At 44.2% G+C, this 16,731-nt stretch carries 14 protein-coding genes and 1 tRNA gene; 3 read left to right on the top strand and 12 right to left on the bottom strand.

The genetic code is table 11. The features are described from left to right. Positions 1–257: 257 nt before the first annotated feature. From eno to IV55_RS03075, 11 genes are all read right to left on the bottom strand, one after another. Positions 258–1,577: a phosphopyruvate hydratase gene (eno, locus tag IV55_RS03130; RefSeq protein WP_057809280.1), complete on the bottom strand. Its 1,320-nt coding sequence runs from the start codon at positions 1,575–1,577 to the stop codon at positions 258–260. Positions 1,578–1,667: 90 nt separating this feature from the next. After that, complete coding sequence (tpiA, locus tag IV55_RS03125; protein ID WP_057809278.1) at positions 1,668–2,429, bottom strand: triose-phosphate isomerase; 762 nt, start codon at positions 2,427–2,429, stop codon at positions 1,668–1,670. Positions 2,430–2,988: 559 nt separating this feature from the next. Continuing rightward, positions 2,989–4,188 (bottom strand): phosphoglycerate kinase, encoded by a 1,200-nt coding sequence (locus tag IV55_RS03115; RefSeq protein ID WP_057809272.1) that lies wholly within the window; start codon positions 4,186–4,188, stop codon positions 2,989–2,991. A gap of 194 nt (positions 4,189–4,382) precedes the next feature. After that, complete coding sequence (gene gap, locus IV55_RS03110) at positions 4,383–5,399, bottom strand: type I glyceraldehyde-3-phosphate dehydrogenase (protein ID WP_057809270.1); 1,017 nt, start codon at positions 5,397–5,399, stop codon at positions 4,383–4,385. 180 nt (positions 5,400–5,579) lie between these two features. Further along, entirely contained in the window at positions 5,580–6,080 is a 501-nt protein-coding gene (locus tag IV55_RS03105; RefSeq protein ID WP_057809268.1) for a phosphatidylglycerophosphatase A family protein, read from the bottom strand. Positions 6,081–6,230: 150 nt separating this feature from the next. Further along, a complete protein-coding gene (locus IV55_RS03100; protein WP_057809266.1) occupies positions 6,231–7,223 on the bottom strand; it encodes a LacI family DNA-binding transcriptional regulator in 993 nt (330 codons plus the stop codon). Between the two features lie 8 nt (positions 7,224–7,231). After that, a complete protein-coding gene (locus tag IV55_RS03095; RefSeq protein WP_057809264.1) occupies positions 7,232–8,695 on the bottom strand; it encodes a UDP-glucose--hexose-1-phosphate uridylyltransferase in 1,464 nt (487 codons plus the stop codon). Positions 8,696–8,712: 17 nt separating this feature from the next. Beyond that, positions 8,713–9,882 (bottom strand): galactokinase, encoded by a 1,170-nt coding sequence (locus tag IV55_RS03090; protein ID WP_057809262.1) that lies wholly within the window; start codon positions 9,880–9,882, stop codon positions 8,713–8,715. 28 nt (positions 9,883–9,910) lie between these two features. Then, positions 9,911–11,341 carry a glycoside-pentoside-hexuronide (GPH):cation symporter gene (locus tag IV55_RS03085; protein ID WP_057809260.1) on the bottom strand — a complete coding sequence of 477 codons (1,431 nt, stop codon included), beginning with the start codon at positions 11,339–11,341 and terminating at the stop codon, positions 9,911–9,913. 48 nt (positions 11,342–11,389) lie between these two features. Further along, complete coding sequence (locus IV55_RS03080) at positions 11,390–11,635, bottom strand: hypothetical protein (protein ID WP_057809258.1); 246 nt, start codon at positions 11,633–11,635, stop codon at positions 11,390–11,392. Positions 11,636–12,160: 525 nt separating this feature from the next. Beyond that, positions 12,161–13,201 carry an aldose epimerase family protein gene (locus tag IV55_RS03075; RefSeq protein WP_057809256.1) on the bottom strand — a complete coding sequence of 347 codons (1,041 nt, stop codon included), beginning with the start codon at positions 13,199–13,201 and terminating at the stop codon, positions 12,161–12,163. Between the two features lie 205 nt (positions 13,202–13,406). On the opposite strand from IV55_RS03075, the gene cobT reads away from it, so the two are divergent. Further along, on the top strand, positions 13,407–14,465 hold the full coding sequence (gene cobT, locus IV55_RS03070) for a nicotinate-nucleotide--dimethylbenzimidazole phosphoribosyltransferase (RefSeq protein ID WP_057809254.1): 1,059 nt from the start codon (positions 13,407–13,409) through the stop codon (positions 14,463–14,465). A 157-nt stretch (positions 14,466–14,622) separates the two neighbouring features. Here cobT and IV55_RS03065 read toward each other — a convergent pair. Beyond that, positions 14,623–14,694 (bottom strand) — tRNA-Arg (locus IV55_RS03065). Positions 14,695–14,903: 209 nt separating this feature from the next. Here IV55_RS03065 and IV55_RS03060 point away from each other — a divergent pair. Both IV55_RS03060 and pnuC read left to right on the top strand, forming a co-directional pair. Continuing rightward, the gene (locus IV55_RS03060) at positions 14,904–15,125 is read left to right on the top strand and encodes a hypothetical protein (protein WP_057809252.1); all 222 of its coding nucleotides are present in this window, start codon (positions 14,904–14,906) and stop codon (positions 15,123–15,125) included. Positions 15,126–15,637: 512 nt separating this feature from the next. After that, complete coding sequence (gene pnuC / locus IV55_RS03055; RefSeq protein WP_057809250.1) at positions 15,638–16,405, top strand: nicotinamide riboside transporter PnuC; 768 nt, start codon at positions 15,638–15,640, stop codon at positions 16,403–16,405. The last annotated feature ends 326 nt before the right edge of the window (positions 16,406–16,731 follow it).

Here is a 16,731-nt window from a genome sequence, read left to right as displayed (position 1 = left end):
CCCATAACCGGCGGCTAGGCAATGCACAGGGTCTTGGGTCAGCGAACTCGTTTCAGAACAGAGAGTGAACCAGCCCGGGAGGCGTCGAGCAATTGCAGGCAGGGCGGGAAGGGCTTTAGCCCTGTACGGTCGGCAAGCAATGCACAGGACTCAAGGCTGGTGAACTCGTTTTCGCAAATATAAAAGCACTTCCCCCCTAAAATTCTCCACACAAAAAGACCGCCAACACAGTCGGCGGTCTTTTCAAACGCAATCAATTATTTGCTAGTGATTTCGTTCCGGGCTTGTTCGCTCAAGTTGTAGAATGAGTGGATACCCTTGTATTCAGCGGTTGTGCCAAGTTGGTCTTCAATCCGCATCAACTGGTTGTACTTAGCGATCCGTTCTGAACGGCTCATTGAACCAGTCTTGATTTGACCGGCGTTAACAGCAACAACTAAGTCAGCAATGGTTGTGTCTTCAGTTTCACCAGAACGGTGAGAAACGATGGCAGTGTAACCAGCTTCTTTAGCCATTTCGATAGCTTCAACAGTTTCAGTCAAAGTACCGATTTGGTTCAACTTGATCAAGATTGAGTTAGCAACACCCATCTTGATACCCTTTGAAAGGTAGTCAGTGTTAGTAACGAATAAATCATCACCAACTAATTGAACCTTCTTACCTAACTTAGCAGTTAATGCTGCCCAGTCTTCCCATTCGTTTTCATCCAAAGGATCTTCGATAGAAACAACTGGGTACTTGTCAACAATGCTTTCAAGTAAGTCAGTGAATTCTGCGGCGCTGTAGTTCTTACCATCGCCGACTAATTCGTATTCTTTAGTTTCTTTGTTGTAGAATTCTGATGCTGCACAGTCAAAGGCAATTGCAATATCCTTACCAGGAACATAACCAGCCTTAGTAATGGCTTCAACAAGAATTTCAAATGGTTCTTCGTTGTTCTTCAAGTCAGGAGCGAAACCACCTTCATCACCAACGGCAGTGGAGTAACCACGGTCGTTTAAGATGCTCTTCAAAGCATGGAAAGTTTCTGAACCGTAACGTACGGCTTCCTTAACAGTTGGGGCACCAACAGGCATGATCATGAATTCTTGGAAATCAACCTTGTTGTTAGCATGCTTCCCACCATTGATAACGTTCATCATTGGTGTAGGCAGTACGTGACCATTGAACCCGCCTAAGTAGTTGTAAAGCGGAACTTCAAGTTCGTCAGCAGCAGCACGAGCAGCGGCTAAAGAAACACCAAGGATGGCGTTTGCGCCTAATTTACCCTTGTTTGGTGTGCCATCTAATTTGATCATGGCTTTGTCGATGGCAACTTGGTCAGTAACGTCATAGCCAACGATTTCTTTGGCGATAATGTTGTTTACGTTGTCAACGGCTTTAGTAACACCCTTACCTTGGAACCGGCTCTTGTCACCGTCACGCAATTCAACGGCTTCATGTTCACCAGTTGAGGCACCTGAAGGAACGATCCCACGACCCATTGCACCATCTTCTGTGTACAATTCAACTTCAACAGTTGGGTTACCGCGTGAATCTAAAACTTCGCGTGCATAAATATCTGTAATAATAGACATCTTATTCTCTCCTTATATGGGTAAATGTAGTCACAAAGACTTCCCTTACATTATATGTGTTCGGCGTTTCACTATCAAGATTCTCAGCAATTATTTTCCAGGGTCGTTGCTGATTAGTTCCAAAAACGACTCAGGTTCTAAACTTGCATTTCCAACTAAGACACCGTCTACATCAGGCTTCTGCATAATAACATTGATGTTGGCAGGCTTCACAGAGCCACCGTATAAGACACGCACTTCATTGGCAATTTCGTCATCGTACACATCGGCGACAGTTTGCCGAATCAAGTAACACCCTTCTTCAATTTGGTCTGGTGAAGCCGGTGTGCCGACGCCAATCGCCCAACTTGGTTCGTAGGCAATGATAGCTGTCCGTGCCTGTTCTTCGCTGACGCCCTTGAGTGCTTCAATCACTTGTGAAACAACCCAGTGTACCGTCGCATTGGCCTCACGTTGGCCCATCGTTTCATCACAACAGATAATTGGTCGCATATGGTTACGATACACGGCCTGCACCTTCAAGTTGACCATCTCATCTGTTTCACGAAAGATCTTACGCCGTTCAGAGTGGCCTAAGATAACAAATTCGGTGCCAATTTTGCTTAACGCATACGGACTTGTTTCACCAGTGAACGGACCATTATCTTCAAAGTAACAGTTTTCCGCGCCAACTTCTAATGGCATGCCTGCTGTATGTTCGACCAATTTTTCCAAAAACAATGATGGTGCACAGACCACCGTTTCCAACTGACGCCCATCTGGCAAATTACCACGCACGCCATCCACAAAGGCGGCCACCGAATCAGCTGTCTTATTCATCTTCCAGTTCCCAACAATCATCGGAATTCGCATGCCTTAAAATCCTCCCGTTGTAAGTGTTTACAAGACGTATTGTAGAGAACTCTACCATGAAAAGCCAGGAAAACGATATTCGTGTGGTTTGCTGCTACGTAGGGTGTCGGTGGGAAACTAGTTTCCCGCCGAGTGACAGTTAGTTGTGCGTGAGCACCACTAACTGTCACATCCAAGCACAACTACTGCGATACACCTTCATAGCCAGCCCATACGCATTGCTGCATCACTTTCCTTAACTTCTAGTTCGAGTACGAGGCGAAGCGAGGAGTGTTCTGAACTTGACTCTTGAACTTGACTCTTGAACTCAGGTTTTGCATTTGCCTTCGCATTCGCGCAGGCAAATGCGGTCGTGTCAGGCTGGTAGATGAACGATGGAGGGAAAATGTCATGCCGGGAGTGAAGGGCTGCACAGAATGTGCAAAGCCCGCAACGGCAAGGCATAACATTTTCCCGACGACGAGCAACGCGAGTTCGTTTATCTGCCAGCCTGACACGACCAAGCCCCGAGAACAAAAAAGAGCCCAGCACAAGGCTGAGCTCAGTTCGATGATTAAGTTTACTTGTCGCTAATAGCAGCGATACCTGGTAATGTCTTACCTTCCAAGTATTCAAGTGAAGCACCACCACCAGTGGAGATGTGGGTCAATTTTTCAGCAACACCAAGTTGTTGAACGGCAGCAGTTGAGTCACCACCACCAACGATTGTCGTTGCATCTAAGTCACCAAGGAACTTACCAACAGCAAGTGTTCCCTTAGCAAAGTTAGGCATTTCGAACACACCCATAGGTCCGTTCCAAACAACCGTCTTAGCATCACGTAATGTGTTTTCAAATAATTCGATTGACTTAGGACCGATGTCTAAGCCCATGTAACCATCAGGAATGGCACCATCAACGATTTCAGCAGGTGAATCGTTGTTGAATTCCTTAGCGATAACAGAATCAGTTGGCAGAACTAATTTGTCGCCAGCCTTAGCAAGGATTTCCTTAGCCGTGTCAATCTTATCTTGTTCTAACAGTGAATTACCAACTGTTAAACCTTGTGCAGCGAAGAAGGTGTAAGCCATCCCCCCAGCAACGATAACTTTGTCGGCTTTCGTCAACAAGTTGTCGATCACACCGATCTTGTCAGAAACCTTTGCACCACCAAGAATGGCAACGAATGGGTGAACAGGATTATCAACTGCGTTCCCCAAGAACTTGATTTCCTTTTCCATTAAGAAACCAGCAGCAACTGGCTTGCCGGCAGCCTTCATGGCCGTTGCAATACCAACGTTTGAAGCATGTGAACGGTGCGCAGTACCAAAGGCATCGTTAACAAACATGTCGCCAAGTGAAGCCCAGTATTGACCCAATTCAGGATCGTTACCAGATTCCTTCTTACCATCTAAGTCTTCAAAACGGGTGTTTTCAAACAGCAATACTTCGCCGTCTTTTAAGCCGTTGATAGCATCTTCTAATTGAGCACCACGCGTAGTTGGTACAAATGTAACAGGTTTGCCAAGCAAGTTGCTCAACCGTTCAGCAACTGGACGCATGGATAATTCTTTCTTGTCATCTTCAGTCTTGATCCGGCCAAGGTGACTGAACAATACGGCACGACCGCCATGTTCAAGTACGTAGTTAATGGTTGGTAAAGCAGCCACGATTCGGTTATCGTTGCCGATCACGCCGCCCTTAATTGGCACGTTGAAGTCAACGCGCATTAAAACTTTTTTACCAGTTAAATCTAAGTCAGAAACAGTTAATTTAGCCAAGGTAAATTCCTCCTCACGAGTTTATCGTACGGGTCTAGTTTAACGATTTTTAAGTCGAAAAACCACTTTCCGCTGTTTTTTATGAATCAATTTGCCTGTGTTGTGAAAGGTAGCACTTATATGCCACAGAAAAAGGCGGGCGGAGTTTACCTCCTCCCGCCTTTGCCACAAACAAAAACTGTCGTTATTTAAAATTAAGCTTCCAAAGTGGCGAACTTAAGCAACGTACGGATCATGTTGCAAGTGAAGCCCCATTCGTTGTCGTACCAAGCAACAGTCTTAACTAACTGAGCATCGCCAGCAGTTGTAACTTCTGTTTGGGTTGGGTCGAATACTGAACCATGTGAATCGTCGATGATGTCGCTTGAAACGATTTCATCGTCGTTGTAACCAAAGGCTTCGTTGCCTTCAGTATGCTTCTTGATGGCTGCGTTAACTTCGTCAGCAGTAACTTTCTTGTCTAAGATTGTTACTAATTCAGTTAATGAACCGTCAACAACAGCAACACGTTGTGCGTGTCCTTGTAATTTACCGTTCAAGTCAGGAATAACTAACCCAAGGGCCTTAGCAGCACCAGTTGAGTGAGGAATCGTGTTAACTGAAGCAGTACGGTTACTACGAGGCTTTGAGCCGCGAGGTCCGTCAAGGATTGATTGTGTTGATGTGAAGGCGTGAACCGTTGTCATCGTACCAACTTGGATACCGAATTCTTCGTTCATGAAGTAAGCCAAAGGTGCAAGACAGTTGGTAGTACATGAACCGGCAGAAACGATCTTGTCGCTGCTGTCTAAGATGTCCAAGTTAACACCAGGAACAACCGTCTTGATCTTACCAGCAGGTGCTGAGATCAGAACACGTTTTGCGCCAGCGTCCAAGTGAGCTTGTGACTTTTCTTCTGAAGTGTAGAAACCAGTACATTCAAGAACGTAGTCAACACCATCGTTCTTAACCCAAGGAATGTTCTTAGCATCGCGTTCTGCGTAAACTGGGATTTCCTTACCGTCGACGACGATACCAGTTTCAGTAGCGCTAACTTCACCGTTAAACTTACCATGAGTAGAATCGTACTTAAGTAAGTAAGCTAACATTGATGGAGTGGTTAAATCGTTGATTGCAACCACTTCGATGTCGCTAGTGTTCAATTCGTGGATCCGCTTCAAAGCTAAACGACCGATACGGCCAAATCCGTTGATACCAATTTTAACAGTCATTGGTGAACTTCCTCCCTTAAGGAAAATATATAATTAACACATTAGGAATTATAAGCCAAACGGCAAAATCCTGCAAATGCGCGAACTGGGTTTCACAAGCTGTTTCATTTGTTTTCATAAGTCAAACGTCATCAGTTCACCATTGCACTGATTCAATTATTTATAATTTTTTCACAAGCATTAATTATATTTATGTGCCATCTTTGCAGCCACCGCCGCTGAAATTGCGCCAATCATATCATCGACGAAGGTATTCACGTGCCCGTCTTTTTCTTCGTCTAAGCGTTTGATGACACCTTGTTTAACCTTGTCCACATAGCCGTAATTTGTTACGCCAATCGTGCCGTACATATTCGCAATGTTCAAAGCCAAGCCTTCATCAACACCGAACACACCAACGTCATTTTTGATAATATCTTGCAATGGCTGTTGTAAGAGACCTGCTGTTGCTAACCGATCAAGTTCCAGCGCCACCATCACGTTGTTCATCACTTCGCGCTTATGTAGCACATCGATTGTCTCCGTTTCAAATTCACTGAGCGGGACATCTGGTAAATATTGCCGTTGAATTTCTTTAGCAATCGCAGCAATATCGTGATAATCAATATGTCGTGCAGCCAGTTGTTTAGTCACTAATTCGTATGCGCCCTTATCTGGATACCGAAATTTTTCGTTGTTCATGCTTAGCACTCCTTTATGAACTTTTTCATTCACCATCTGCACTTAGCTTACACATCTTTGTGGTTAATTGCAGGCTGCGCGTTTGACCAATTCAAAAAAGACAAACAGCACCAGTGGCCATTGCGCTCACTGATGCTGTTTGCTTAGTTGTTAAAACAGTGTGCTTTCTCGTTTTACCAAACGTGTTCCAAGTGTGACCTGCTTCGCAACTCGTCGGTCACCTGCAATCGCCTCTTGCGCAAGTGTGACTGCTGCCTGTCCCATATGTTTAGTGGCGACGTGCACCGCAGTCAGTCCCGGGATCGCATAGCTCGCAATGGATGTGTCATCAAAAGCCACTAATTGTACACGTTGTGGAACTGCAACATGCGCTTCGGTCAATGCCTTCAACGCACCGATCGCCATTGCATCGTTACTAATCATAAATGCAGTTGGCAGATCCTCACCAAGATCACTGATCAGTTGCTTCATTTGCTGATAACCGCCTTGACGTGAATAGTCAGCAGTCGTTACAAACTGCGCATTGTAATGCTCACCTAGTGCTTGTTTAAATGGTAACGCCCGTGGATCCGGCAACGTACGTTCACAATCAGCTGTCTGTTCGGTACCTAAAAGCTGGCCGATTTCAGTTACGCCGCTCGCTTTAAGTTGCATCACAACATCTGTCACGGCGTAATTGAAATCTGTCACAACAGAATCATAGCCTAAACCAAGCGTGTCAAAATCGACAAAGATGAGCTTCCCGGTAATATGCGTTAGCTGCGCAATTTCCGGCTCAGAATATTTACCTAGTGCAATGATGACGTCGGTCGCTTCGTCAATCGTTGCCAGTTGTCCTGCATAAATCGTTTCAACTATGAATCCGGCAGCAGATGCGGCCCGTTCAATGCTGATACGAATTGACATGTAGTACAAATCTTCCATTTCTTGTGTTTGCGAATACCATTCCACCATCGTCAAATGTTTGACTGGTCGCTGGTTGCCATCGCGCCGATGCTTCGTGTAGTTCAAAGCTTCAGCGGCTTCAAAAATTCGATGCCGGGTCTGATCGCTTACAGCCATTGTCGCGTCATAGTTTAGCACGCGTGATACCGTCGCCAACGATACATGTGCTCTATTTGCAATGTCCTTTAAAGTTGCCATACGTACACCTACTTAATGGCTGCCAGGAATTTGGCCAGTGCTTCGCGGCCAGTCTGATCCCATTTAAAGACCCCAGCATCTGCTAATACGCGTGCAAATACAGTCCCAATCGCTGAGTTCACAATCGTTTCAACATTGGTTTTCGTGATGGACTGTTGCTTCAAGCCTTCAGCCCAGTCACGGTGATAGGCAGCCATTTCATTTGGCTGATCCAACAAGAACTTTTGAACTTCCTGCATTTCCGTCTTCAATCGAGCAGGCAAAATTGCACGCCCCATCACTTCAATCAAACCAATATTTTCCTTCTTAATATGTTGCACATCCTGATGCGGATGAAAAATACCATCAGGAAATTCAGTTGATGTTTGATTATCACGCAATACCAAATCTAATACGAACTGTTCGCCGTCTCGATATGCAATTGGCGTTACTGTGTGGTGGCGAACATCCCCATCCATGGCTTTAACCGAAACAGTCTCATCATCGTAATGGTTCCAGACCTCACGAATATGTTCTGCTGCCTCACCCAAGCTCTGCTGATTCGTCCCAGTTAACCGCAATGTGGTCATGGGCCATTTAACAACGCCAACCGTCACATCTGGGAATGCATCTAATGACACATTTTGTACTACTGGTGCTTTCATCATTGGAAAGACATGCCGACCACCTTGATAATGTTCATGGCTCAACATTGAGCCACCCACAATTGGTAAATCAGCGTTACTACCGACAAAGTATTCAGGTAGCTGACTAATGATGTCAAACAGATTCGTGAATGTCTGCCGGTTAATTTGCATCGGCTCATGTTTGGTATCTAAGAAGATCGCATGCTCATTAAAGTATGCATACGGCGAATACTGGAAGCCCCATGGTTGGCCACCCACCATAATCCGAATCACACGGTGATTACTGCGTGCAGGGTAACCAAGACGACCCTTGTAGCCTTCGTTTTCCAAACATAACTGACACAATGGATAACCACTGGCAGCTGTTTTGGCTGCCGCTGCAATCGCCTTAGGATCTTTTTCTGGCTTTGACAAATTAATGGTGATTTCAATGTCGCCAAAATCTGTCTGCGCGTCAAAGACCACATTCTTCGCAATGGCAGCTGTTTTGATGTAATTATTTATTTTGCTTAGCTGATAGAAGTACTTCGTCGCAGCTTCCGGACTGTCCTGATAAGCTTCCCAGAAGCGTTCGTTGACGACGCTTGGACGTGGCGTTGCTAAATCTAATAATTGTCCTTCCAGTAACTCACGATCTGTCGGGTTGTCTTCAATGAGCTGATTATCAATCGCCGTTTGTAAAAGCGCTTGGCTCATTGCTTCCACACCTTCTGTAGATTGTGCTGCATGATCAACGTCGCCAATTAGTGCATAAATTCGATTGCGCAAATAAACGCGGTCCAGCACGTCGCTGGCCCCCGTTTGTTCTGCTAAAGTAATTAAATTCTCTACTGCATCCTCTGCCATAATTAAACTCCCACTGCCTAGTCTGTTACTTCGTGTGTTCCATCAGCAATTTCAGCAACATAGAAGTCTGCTGCATGACCAAACTGTTGCAAGTATTTGTCGCCAATTACTTGTTTAACGGTCTCAACTTGATCACGATCAACAATGGCAATGGCACAACCACCAAAACCGCCACCGATAATCCGGGCCCCTAAGACACCTGGTTGTGACCAAGCCGTCGAAGCTAAAACATCAAGTTCCGGAACACTAACTTCATAATCATATTCTAGTGAGATGTGTGACGCACTAATTAAATGACCAAAGCGGGTTAAATCATGATCATCTAGTGCTTGTTTAGCAGCAATGGTCCGTTGGTTTTCAAACACCGCATGACGAGCTCGGCGGATCAACGTATCATCATTGATCAGATAAGCTGCTTCATCAAATTCTTCTTTACTTAAATCACCAAGCGACTTAACGTCCACTTTTGTTTGAATCCGTGCCAATGCTTCTTCACACTGTGACCGGCGTTCGTTGTACTTAGAACTGGCCAAGTCATGTGATTTATTACTATTCATAATCAAGACAACGTTATTGCCAAGATCAACTGGGTAATATTCATATTCCATCGTGTTGGTATCAAGGAACATTGCCTGATCCTTCTTACCCATCCCAATCGCAAATTGATCCATGATGCCAGAGTTTAAACCAATATAGTCATTTTCCACTTGTTGACCCGCGTACACGAGATCCATTTGTGAAACATCTAGATCAAAAAGCTTTTTGGCGATAACACCTACTAATAATTCAAGTGAGGCAGATGATGACAAGCCAGAACCATCTGGTAAGTTCCCGTGTACATATAAGTCAAACCCATGGTCAAATGAGAGACCAGTCTTCTTTAATTCATACAACATGCCCTTCGGATAGTTGCCCCAGCCAAAGTCCTTGCTGAATTCTAAGTCGTTCACATCAAATGTCAGCATACCAGCATCAGCTAAGTTAGCTGAGTACAAACGAACCGTCGTATCTTCACGTGCGGAAACTGCCCCATACGTACCTAAGCTAATTGCTGAAGGGAACACATGTCCACCGTTGTAGTCAGTGTGCTCACCGATTAAATTAATTCGGCCTGGTGAAAAGAAGACCCGTTCTGGTGCAACACCAAAAGTTTGTTCATATTCTTGTTGAATACTTGCCTTATCCATTTTATGAACCATCCTTTTTAACTGTTTTTTACTTGATGTCGTTAATCTCTGCATCAGTTGCATTTAATTTTTGTTCCAATTCCTTAACGACTTCTTCATGCCGCTTTTCAGTCAATGAAACTTTAAAGAAGTAAATCAAAGCACCTAAAGCAATCAGAACCATTGGTGCGTAGAAAATGTACGTTCTGAAAATTGTTAATTGTCCTGCAGAAATGTCACTTGGCTTAGCATTACCAACCATCCCACCATGAACGGCGGCAGTTGAAGCAATCAACGTTGCAAAGGCAGCAGCCACTTTATCGATCAACGGACGAACAACTAACGTCACGGATTCGTTACGAGTACCGATCTTTAATTGTCCATATTCAACACTATCGGTAATCGTCATCAAGGCAGCCAAGAAAATCATTGGGTATGGGAAGAAGATAAATGACATCCCAACTAAAACAGTCACAAGGTTCGTACCAGCCAAGGCAAAAATCACGTAACCGATGAACATCATCGCAATCCCGCCAACGTAAATGGCCTTCCGTTTGATCAACATTTCTAAGAATGGGAATAAGATAACAGAAATAATCCCTAAGATGGCTGATAAAGCACCGTAAATAGAGAATGCATTGGCGTTACCTAAAACATACTTAAAGTAGAACAGGAACAACGAACTCGTAATAACGTAACCAAAAGCAAACATAAAGTAAGATAAAGCAGTCCACATCAATTGGTCGTTTTTAACCAACACCTTGAAGACACCGATGATCCCAACTTTTTCCGTGTTTTCACGAATAACGTTATCTTCTTCTTTAGTCCCAACAGCGGTAATTAAAGCACCAAGGAAAGAAACAGTTCCAATTAAGATGGCAAATCCAAGCCATCCCATTTGGTTTTGTTCACCCTTTGCACCACCAAACCAACCAGACACGATGGTCACTGTTGGCATGATAACTAAGGCAACCCCTTGTGCACCTAGTGTTGATCCAAAACGTGCAATCGTTCCAAGCCGGGCACGTTGGCTAGATTCAACCGTCAAGGCAGGTAGCATTGACCAAAAGGCTGTATCTTTGAATGAATAGAACACATCCAAAATAACAAACACGATGCCAAACAAGATAAGGTACAACGTTGGCTGGTTAAGTGCCAAGCCGCCAAAGTTAGTAAAGACGAGCATCAAGGTTAATGAACTAACCAAAGCGCCGACCAATAACCAAGGCTTGAACTTACCCCAACGGGTTCGTGTGTTATCAACCGCCCCACCAATCAGTGGGTCAAAGAAGATTTCAATTGTCCGAATAACTGCAACCATCGTCGTGACAATCCCAATCATTTTCACATCGTTGGCGTGGTTACTCGTATCAAATAACTGACTCGTAATAAATACAACAAAATACGTACTCAACGTGGCATAAAACGCATCATGCCCGAATGCCCCTAAGGCATAGGATAAATACTGTTTGACCTTCATGAACTTATCTCCTCAATGTTCCTAAAATAATTGCAAATACGATTAGCATTAACTGTAGCGACGTTCGATAACCTTTTCTAAGATCTCGTTACGTTGCTTCGTCTTAGCCAAGTGGAATGATGTTTCCTCAAGCTCATTAAAGTCTTGCACTAACAATGTTGATTCTAAGTACAATGTCAATTGACGCTTGATATAACGTTTGTTCTCTTCGTCTGGCCGTTGTGTGTTCCCACCCAGTACAGCCAAAGCAAATGCTTGTGGATCAATCGTGATCTTTTGATTTTTATCTGCCATTACGGCACCTCCAGCTTCTTTGTAAGCGCTTCCGACGATAAGAATAGCTAGTTTTACTAAAAAAAGCAACACACTAATTCACACAACTTCGGCTGTGCAATCGGTTGTATTGCTACTTTAGCAGGTAAAACAGGCTATAAAATATTTAGTAAAGTTTTCCTTAACCATGTGCGCTTGAGCCTTCTCGTTCACTGCCATGTGGCGGTGTCTGTCAACACCAAATCATTAGTGAGCCCGTTTCACTCGCCGTCGGGGCAACATTATTTGAGAGTGGGACAAAAGTCGGGACGTCGTGAGCAAGACCTAGAACCACCGTACGGATTGGTCTTCAATCCGGTAGGCGGTTCGTAGTCTGCACAGCGATTTGACTTTTATCCCACGTTTTCACTATTTAAGTTCGTGAATCAAAAAGAGAGTCTGGGACAAGATAATTATGTCCCAAACTCAAGTTCATTTTACAGATTATTTTTCTTTTGACGTTTACGCTCGGCACACTCCTGAATTCAGGAGACTCAGCCTGACAATCTACAGCTGACGATATTGGTAATCGATACTGTACGTTTGTGGTGCATGAGCTGGTAAAACAATGTCACCAAAACCATCATGGTGAATCGCATCTGGCAACCATTGTGCTTCTAAGGCTAATGCCGTGTAATTGCGGTTAGCTTGCTCATCTTCAGAAAGTGCATAGCCTGCTGGATCAGCTGTAAAAATAACTAAACCATTACGACTTGAATAAAGGTCTAGCGCACGACCGCTTTCAGGATCTGCAACAGTCGCAATCGGCTGGTCAGCATCCCCATTAACGCGGTATGCATCATCAAATTCAACGCCGCTTGTTTCAGTTTTTAATTGTTCAAGATGATCTGTCACTTTGCCTAACTTCGTGAAATCATAGGCAGTTCCGGTCGCATCGCTTAATTCACCTGTTGGCACTTTATCACTACCGAGGACAACTCGGTTACGCCCATTAATAAACAATGATTGGCTAACTAATTCTTCGTGATCAGTCAGGTTAAAATAGGTGTGCAAAGTTGGGTTAAACAACGTGGCAGTGTCCGTACTCCCGGTAATAGACCAGGTTACTTTGTTCTGATTAGTTAAGGTATACGTTACGGATAGCGTCATGTCACCTGGGAAGTGGTCAACATCGCCAGCCACTGCTAAGCTCATCGTCACGGCAATTTTGTCAGCAGTTTCTTGGTGATCTGCAATGGTCCAAACAGCATCTGAGAAGCCATGCACCCCACCATGTAATGTGTTTTTATTTTCATTTTGGTCACTTGTAAATGATTGACCATCAATATCAAACTTGGCACCACCAATACGACCGGCTACCCGGCCAACTGTCTTACAAACATAAAATGGTGTTGTTTCATAATCTGCTAGATTGTCATAACCTGCTAACAAGTTTGCTGTCCCTTGATCACTTGGTACGTTAAAAGCCTGCCAAGTCGCACCTAACGTCAATACCTGGATACTGCTACCGTTGTCGTTTTCCAAAGTCACTTGTTCAACCGGCTGTCCATTTTTCAAAGTTCCATATGCTTGCTTCGTATATTTCATTATGTTGCCTCCATGTTTTAGTAAACTTTACGTGGTCGATTATATGTGAAACTGTAAGCGTTTACAAATTTTCGTCACAATTTCTACCAGATTTATCTTTATTTGCGCCATTGCATTACCCTAATGTGTTTCGCTGGTTAAATACTTGTATCCACTCGCCTCCATCGCTACGTTAAAGGTAACTTTAGGTACGGAGGCTACTATCGTGACGACTAATTATGCTTGGCAAAATAACCATCCCTTAATGACACTATCCACTTCAGCAGCAACTCGGATGCAACAAAAATTGGATAATTTAGCGAAACCAGTTCGCGGCCTCGGTCGATTAGAAGATCTGATGATTCATTTAGCAGAAATCAGCCACGATACCACGATTGATTTCTCACGACGAGAATTACTGGTTTTCGCTGCCGATCACGGTGTAGCCGCTGCTGGTGTTTCAGCAACCCCACAAGAAGTTACGCGTATTCAAGCCGATAACATGATCACTGGCACAACCACTGTCGCCGCAATGTGCCGAGCTAGTAATTGCCCGCTCACAATCGTAGACGTTGGTCTCAAAACAGCCCCGAATAATCCTAACGTGATCAGTCGCGTTGTTTCGCGCGGCACGCACAATTTAGCAATCACGCCTGCTATGACAGTCGATGAGGCGGCACATTCAATTGATGTCGGTTACCAAATCGCAGCTACCGCGGTTAATGATAGGCATGCTCAGTTACTCTTGATTGGTGAGCTTGGTATTGGTAACACAACAGCTGCTTCAGCAATCACAGCATGTTGCTTACAAGTCAATCCAAACAGCGTTGTTGGTAATGGATCAAATATTTCTGAACAACGACGAGAACACAAAGTGGCGATTGTTAACCAAGCCATCGCTCGTCTTTTTGATAAGGATGACGCACTGAGCATCCTCGCTAACGTTGGTGGTTTTGAAATCGGCGCAATGACCGGTGCCATTCTCTATGCCGGACAACACGGTGTCCCGCTTGTAATCGACGGATTCATTTCTTATGCAGCATTACTATTAGTTGAGAAAATTCAACCGGGCATCCAAAATCACATCATCCCCTCGCACGCTTCTTATGAAGCAGGCACTAAAACTATTCTTAAGTCTTTATCGCTTACGCCTTACTTCAACTTAAATCTATGTGTCGGTGAAGGTACTGGGGCTGTCTTACTATTGCCGTGGATTGATTTAATGAGCGGCGTGCTCAAAAACACCACCACCCTTACGCAATCAGGGTTTCACTTTACGAAATAAGGACCGGTTCAAAAATCGGGAAGCTTTGAGCATGACCTAGGGCGGCCATAATCTGCACAGAAGTTTAATTTTTGACCAGCGTTTTCAGAATATAAACGCATCAACAAAAAAAGGTGTGGACAAAGTCAAGCTTGTCCACACCTTCTTTACTCTATGATGCGCCTGGAGGGAATCGAACCCCCATCTCAAGAACCGGAATCTTACGTGCGATCCATTACACTACAGGCGCAATTTAATTACCAAAATGGTACCTGTCTATACTATCGAAAAACGTTCCGAAAGGCAAGCCAAAAACAAGAATTCTCCATTAGATGCATGGGCGCGTCCGACAAATCTTTTTATGGCATTTAAAAACTTATTGAATTCAGAAGCACATTATTATCATCAGAAATTTCTTCCTGTTAATATCATCACATAGTCAAAAGGAGGACATTAATTATGATTACAATTTTCCATAGCGAATTAGGTCGCCACAGCATTCACTTCTCAAAGGGTAAATACATTACATTCAACCTGGTGCATCCAGCACCAACCGCGGCTTACCGCATTGAAATCACGGATACAAACATCGAAGGTTTAAAACGGATGCAGGTTCGGTTTAGCCACCTTGGTCAGATCTTTAAGCCACAAGAACATCAACTTAGCTTTCAATTAATCTAATTATGCCAGAATCCATCAAGCTAGTTAGACACTAATACGGGTGTGGGACATAGTCATTTATGTCCTACACCTTCTTTTTGATTTACGAGTTTAAATCGTGAACACATGGACCAAAAGTCAAGTCACCGTGCAGACTACGAGCTACCGACCGGGTTGAAACCCAACCCGGTCGGCAGTTCTAGGTCTTACTCACGGCTTTCAGACTTTTGGCCCACGCTTTTTCATTTGCGTAGCCGCTTGTTTTCATTTCTTTCATCACATTTGAACCACTACATATAGATTTTTCAAAAAAGTTTTCACATCATCTTGTGTTCAACTTAAAAACACGTTCAGCCGCCAGCAGTCGCTGTTTATTCACCACGCACCAGCAACCAATGCCATATGCAATAAGCGTTTTACGGGCATTTTGTTTTCCACGGAATGGGTGCTAATATAACTCTCAGTGCGTTACAGGCCTGAATCTTTTAATTCTACCGGGCCCACAAATACAAATCATAGAATGGAGATTTTTCATGCATCGCGTTATCAATTATTTTAAGTTTCTTGCCCATCAATTAACTGGTTGGCACAAGGCATCATACTGGCTCTTTGGATTTTCTTTGGGTGCGCAGGTGATGACTTTAGTTTCAAATCCATTCAGTTTGGTTAGCTTAATCACCTTTATCGGAACAACATTGGGTGTGTTATGTATCCTTGCCATTAACCAGGCCAAAAGTGTTAACGGCTTCCTAGGGGTTCTTTCCGCAATGTGTTTCGTCTACGTCGGCTTCGCTGCTAAAAACTACCTGTCCATTGGTGAACAGTTGGTTTACATGGCAACCCTTGACCTCCCCGTTTTGCTTAGCCCATCTTGGAACCAAAACATGGTCAGCAAAATTCGGTCATTCACATGGCGTAGTACAACCGTCGCTGTGCTAGCAACGGTTGTCACCTATGCAATCTCAGGTTTCTTGATTGGTGCTTTGACGAACGACCCTCGGCCTTGGATCGATGCAATTTCATTTAGTATCTCCGCTTGTGCCGGTGTGATCTGCTTCATGCGCTTCAAGCAACAATACCTGTGGTGGGTTGCTTCCGGGATTGCCCAAATGATCTTGTGGGCCGTTTCATTCCGTCAAGGCGACGCAACCTTGGCAATGTTCGTTAACAGTTCCGTTTACTTAATGAATGATGTCTTGGCATTCACCATCTCACCTTGGTACAACAAAAAGAATCAAGCAGCTGAAGCAAAGAAGGAAACTGCTTACTTCGCCCAACTGGACGCTGTTAACCAAAACTAATTTCCAAAAAGAGTAACGCACACACATAAATTTATCAGACCAGCCCCGACAAGTCCCCCAACTTGTCGGGGCATTTTTATATACCAGAGAGTGAAACATCCCGGGTATAAGCCGAGCAATTGCAGAAGCGGCGGTAATAGCTTTAGCCACGGACGACGATCAGGCAATGCACAGGCTTATGGGGTGTGTAACTCGTTTATGCTACATAACAGTCCGTGCTCCTCCCAAAGTTACCCTTTTCCCAAATCAAAAAAAGTTTGGGACACAAATCATCTTGTCCCAAACTCACTTTTTGATTTACGAACTTAAATAGTTAAAACGTGGGT

Origin of the sequence: Furfurilactobacillus siliginis, from assembly GCF_001437435.1 — a bacterium.
GTDB lineage: Bacteria > Bacillota > Bacilli > Lactobacillales > Lactobacillaceae > Furfurilactobacillus > Furfurilactobacillus siliginis.
This window is presented reverse-complemented; position numbering and strand designations above follow the sequence as displayed.